Source organism: Acinetobacter sp. YH01021, from assembly GCF_013420255.1.
GTDB lineage: Bacteria > Pseudomonadota > Gammaproteobacteria > Pseudomonadales > Moraxellaceae > Acinetobacter.
In genome coordinates this window covers 1-5,088 of the sequence record NZ_VOYO01000053.1, presented here as the reverse complement: position 1 = coordinate 5,088, position 5,088 = coordinate 1, and the positions used below count along the sequence as shown (strand labels likewise).

General features: G+C 37.7%; 4 protein-coding genes and 2 pseudogenes. 4 read left to right on the top strand and 2 right to left on the bottom strand.

The window, feature by feature from the left end:
- From FTT86_RS15560 to FTT86_RS15550, 3 genes and pseudogenes are all read left to right on the top strand, one after another.
- A pseudogene (locus FTT86_RS15560) lies at positions 1–118 on the top strand (IS30 family transposase); the annotation flags it as partial.
- Between the two features lie 100 nt (positions 119–218).
- Positions 219–998 (top strand): APH(3')-VI family aminoglycoside O-phosphotransferase, encoded by a 780-nt coding sequence (locus tag FTT86_RS15555; RefSeq protein WP_000422634.1) that lies wholly within the window; start codon positions 219–221, stop codon positions 996–998.
- Positions 999–1,115: 117 nt separating this feature from the next.
- Positions 1,116–2,048: an IS5 family transposase gene (locus FTT86_RS15550; protein WP_180181475.1), complete on the top strand. Its 933-nt coding sequence runs from the start codon at positions 1,116–1,118 to the stop codon at positions 2,046–2,048.
- Positions 2,049–2,100: 52 nt separating this feature from the next.
- On the opposite strand, the pseudogene FTT86_RS15545 reads toward FTT86_RS15550, so the two are convergent.
- Both FTT86_RS15545 and FTT86_RS15540 read right to left on the bottom strand, forming a co-directional pair.
- Positions 2,101–2,556 (bottom strand): annotated as a pseudogene (locus FTT86_RS15545) (dihydrodipicolinate synthase family protein); the annotation flags it as partial.
- A 2-nt stretch (positions 2,557–2,558) separates the two neighbouring features.
- On the bottom strand, positions 2,559–3,344 hold the full coding sequence (locus tag FTT86_RS15540; protein WP_038350082.1) for an aldolase: 786 nt from the start codon (positions 3,342–3,344) through the stop codon (positions 2,559–2,561).
- A 45-nt stretch (positions 3,345–3,389) separates the two neighbouring features.
- On the opposite strand from FTT86_RS15540, the gene FTT86_RS15535 reads away from it, so the two are divergent.
- The gene (locus FTT86_RS15535) at positions 3,390–4,889 is read left to right on the top strand and encodes a PLP-dependent aminotransferase family protein (protein WP_052232770.1); all 1,500 of its coding nucleotides are present in this window, start codon (positions 3,390–3,392) and stop codon (positions 4,887–4,889) included.
- Positions 4,890–5,088: the final 199 nt, after the last annotated feature.

Genomic DNA, 5,088 nt, shown 5'->3' with positions numbered 1-5,088 from the left:
TGCCATGTCACTGAATACTCGTCCTAGAAAAGCGTTAGATTGGCTTACACCATTAGAGAAATTTGCTCAGCTTGTTGATTATCATAAGACTTTTCAAACTGTCGCACCTCATGTTTGAATTCGCCCCATATTTTTGCTACAGTGAACCTAATTAAGATCATCTATTTACTAGGCCTCGCATTTGCGGGGTTTTTAATGCTGAATAAAAGGAAAACTTGATGGAATTGCCCAATATTATTCAACAATTTATTGGAAACAGCGTTTTAGAGCCAAATAAAATTGGTCAGTCGCCATCGGATGTTTATTCTTTTAATCGAAATAATGAAACTTTTTTTCTTAAGCGCTCTAGCACTTTATATACAGAGACCACATACAGTGTCTCTCGTGAAGCGAAAATGTTGAGTTGGCTCTCTGAAAAATTAAAGGTGCCTGAACTCATCATGACTTTTCAGGATGAGCAGTTTGAATTCATGATCACTAAAGCGATCAATGCAAAACCAATTTCAGCGCTTTTTTTAACAGACCAAGAATTGCTTGCTATCTATAAGGAGGCACTCAATCTGTTAAATGCAGTTGCTATTATTGATTGTCCATTTATTTCAAACATTGATTATCGGTTAAAAGAGTCAAAATTTTTTATTGATAACCACCTCCTTGACGAGATAGATCAAGATGATTTTGAGGCTGAATTATGGGGAGACCATAAAACTTACATAAGTCTATGGAATGAGTTAAATGAGACTCGTGTTGAAGAAAGATTGGTTTTTTCTCATGGCGATATCACGGATAGTAATATTTTTATAGATAAATTCAATGAAATTTATTTTTTAGATCTTGGCCGTGCTGGGTTAGCAGATGAATTTGTAGATATATCCTTTGTTGAACGTTGCCTAAGAGAGGATGCATCGAAGGAAACTGCGAAAATATTTTTAAAGCATTTAAAAAATGATAGACCTGACAAAAGGAATTATTTTTTAAAACTTGATGAATTGAATTGATTCCAAGCAATATCTAAAAATACTTAACTGTCTTTTTAAGTTGCTAAGTTTTAAATAAATAAGGGCTTTGTTGCACAAACCTATCTGTAAAGGCTTTTTCAGCGATATAATTTTCAAATGAAGAAGCCTACACACAAAATCTATCGCACAACCAATTGGCCCGCATATAACCGAGCACTCATGAGTCGCGGAAATATTGCCATTTGGTTTGATCCTGCTACGCAATGGTATGCTCCATCAAAAGGCAAACAAGGGCGAAATCAAACCTACTCCGACGCAGCTATCCAATGCTGCTTAATGATTAAATCCTTATTCCGTCTATCTTTACGTATGGTCACTGGCTGTGTGCAAAGTCTGATTAAACTTTGTGGATTAAATTGGACCGCACCAGATTACAGTACGCTTTGTAGAAGACAAAAGCATATTGATATTGCAATCAGCTACCAAAAAAGTAGCGATGGGCTGCATCTACTCATAGACTCTACAGGCATGAAGTTTCTAGGTGAGGGCGAATGGAAACGCAAGAAACATGGACCTGAATATCGTCGCCAATGGCGTAAACTTCATATTGGTATAGATGCTGAAACCCTTCAAATACGCGCCATTCAACTCACTACAAATAATGTGAGTGATTCACAAGTGCTTGGTGATTTACTCGATCAGATTCCACAAGATGAGCAGATTGACTCTGTTTATACCGATGGAGCTTATGACACCAAGCAATGCCGTCAGGTCATTGCAGATCGGCAAGCGCATGCGGTGATTCCACCTAGAAAAAATGCGAAACCATGGAAAGATACAAAGATCAGCTCGCTAGCGCGAAATGAATTACTTCGAACAGTTAAACGTTTAGGCAGGACATTATGGAAAAAATGGTCCGGCTATCATCGCCGCAGTTTGGTGGAAACCAAGATGCATTGCATCAAATTATTAGGTGATAAATTAATGGCAAGAAGCTTTTCTAGTCAGGTGAATGAAATTCATGCACGTGTAGCAGTCCTCAACAGATTTACGGAATTAGGTCGACCACTTACCCAAGTTACGCCTTAAATTTGGCTCAATTAGGGGGCTTTGTATTTCAAATCTTTGTGCAACAAAGCCTTTTAACAATCAATTCAGGTGACATATCTACGCCACTGGTCGCAGGATTGTTATAGACCATAATGGGAAGTTTAGTGGCTGATGCAATTTGCTGATAATAGTCGTAGATTTCTTGATCTGTTAGTTTCCAGTAAGAAATTGGCATAACCATAATAACATCTGCACCTAATTCTTCTGCTTTTTCAGCTTTCTGAATGGCCATTGTCGTCGTAAGTTCAGAAATTCCTAGAATTACAGGCACTCGATTGTTGACTACTTCAATACTTTTTTGAGCAACTTGTTGCCACTCCTGCCAAGTTAAGTAGGCACTTTCCCCAGCACTCCCCAAAGGTGCAATTGCATCACATTGATGTTCCAGTAGTGTATTTAAAGTGATACTTAATGCATCAACATCGACTTCTTGCCCATCAGCTTTGAAAGGAGTGATTGGATAAGCAATAATACCTTCTAATTTCATGATCATTCTCCTCTAATGCAATCTGAATGATTTTTCAAAGCCTTACGAGCATAATAAGCAAAATTGACTTTGTTACGTTTATCTGTTGAAACCCAGTCATGCGCTTCTTTAGCAAGCTCATGTGGAATTTGTTGAATTTGACCCGCTGCCATTGCCAAAAGCTGTAAACGTGCAGCACGTTCAATTAATATGGCTAAATTACAAGCTTCTTCAATTGTTTTACCTGTCACCAATTGCCCATGGTGAGAGAGTAGAACAGCACGATTTTTACCAAGTGCTGCTGAAATAAAAATACCTTCTTCATTACCAACGGGTACACCTGGCCAATCGCCAACGAAAGCGCAATCCTCATACAAAGCACAGGTATCCATGTGTGAAATAATGAGTGGTACACGGAGCATAGATAATGCAGCAACATGCGTTGGATGAGTGTGAATAATACAATTCACCTCAGGGTGTTCTTTATAAATCCATGTGTGAAAACGATTTGCCGGATTAGCCATACCTTCGCCATTTAACGGTTTGAGATCCTGATCGACTTCTAACAGATTTGTGGCGGTGATTTCATCAAAACCTAAACCAAATCGTTGAGTCAAAAAGGTATTACCTTTTTCAGTACGACTTGTGATTTGTCCAGCGAGACCAGAATCATGCCCATGATCAAATAAAATACGGCAAGTTAAGGCCAGTTTCTGTTGATCGGTATAGCCTTCATCTTGGAAAAGCTGTTGCATGCTTTGTTGGGCATTTTGCATTAATTGCTGTTTATCAAGTAGAGCGGTTTCCATGAGACCTCCTATTCTGTTGATTTGTCATATCGACAAGGGCAGAATATGAAATCTGTGGATGGTTTGAAATATCCAGTTTTTAAAACTTATATGGTCCAGATGAATATGCAACAGCCGTGGAAAATAAAGCTACATCTTGGTGAGCGTGAAGAAAAAACCATTTTTCTTAAACTAGGAAATCAAATCATTCAGGAAATTTTGTCTGGGCGATTAAAACAGGGTACACGTTTACAGGGTTCTCGTAGCTTAGCAAATGAATTGGGAATTAACCGTAAAACGGTACAATCAGTGTATGAAGATTTAGAAGCACAAGGCTGGTTAATCTCTAAGCCACGACAGGGGACTTTTGTCTCCGAACATTTACCCGATGTCAAAACTCACATAGAACCTAACTCAACAATTTCGACATTTTCTCAGGCTACAACTGATTCATATACTTCGCAAATACAGATTATCAATGATGGACTTCCTGATACTCGATTAATTCCTTATGAGTTGTTTTCTCGCGCTTATCGGCATGCTTTAATTAAAGTGACTCGACAACAAATTATGGGCTATGGAGATCCGCAAGGGAGTCTTGAACTACGTCAAGCCTTATTAAATATGCTGTTGATGGAAAGATTTATTCAAACTTCTTTAGATCATATTTGTGTTGTTCGTGGCAGCCAAATGGGGATATTTCTAGCAGCACGTGTACTTGCAAAACAACAACAGCGTCAGGTCATAGTTGTGGAGCAGTGGTCTTATGCGCCTGCAGTGGAGACATTTCTATCTACCCATTTTCAAATTATTCAAGTTCGATTAGATCAACATGGTCTAAGTACTGACCATTTGATTGAGATTTTAGAAAATCATAAAGTTGCGGCAGTCTATACAACACCACATCACCAATATCCAACCACTGTTTCGATGGCAATGGATCGTCGACTCAAACTTTTAGAACTCTCTAAAACACACAATTTTTATATTATCGAAGATGATTATGATCATGAATTTCATTATGACAGTCGTCCGATCCCTCCACTGGTTAGTTTACCTCATGCTGATCAAGTGATTCATATCGGTTCATTGTCTAAGGTATTTGCTCCAAGCTTGAGAGTGGGCTATGTCGTGGCAGATCTGAATATTATCAATGCCATGAAGCAAGATATTTTACTTATTGATAAACAAGGTAATGCTATTACTGAACTTGCTATTGCTGAATTGATGCAACAAGGTGAAATTAAACGACATACTCGAAAGATGAAGAAGATTTATCATAGCCGACGTGATTTTGCCGTAAGGACTTTCCATCAAATATTCCAAGATAAGGTAGAAATCCAAACACCAGCAGGAGGAATGGCATTATGGGTAAAATTAAAATTGCCTTATCGTTTAGAATTTGCAGAAATTCTAAAACAACTGCAAATTGATTCAGAATATGAATTGGGTTCTATATTTCAAGACTCAAGTGATAGTTTTCATATCCGTTTTGGCTTTGCTGCTCAAAGTGAGGAGGAAATGACTCTTACTATTCAGATGTTGTTTCAAGCTTTTTTTGATTGATAGAGTTTTATGTATTAAACTCTATATTGAAAGTAAATATATTGTAAAAATAGTATGTTATTTACTAATTGACTCTGTACACGACAAATTTCACAGAACCCTTATCCTATCAGGATTCTGCTTTCTTAAAATTGCCAAAATTTCCTTAAACTCTTCTTTTTTCCCAAAACCAATTAAACGCTGAATCGCCATTTGAACA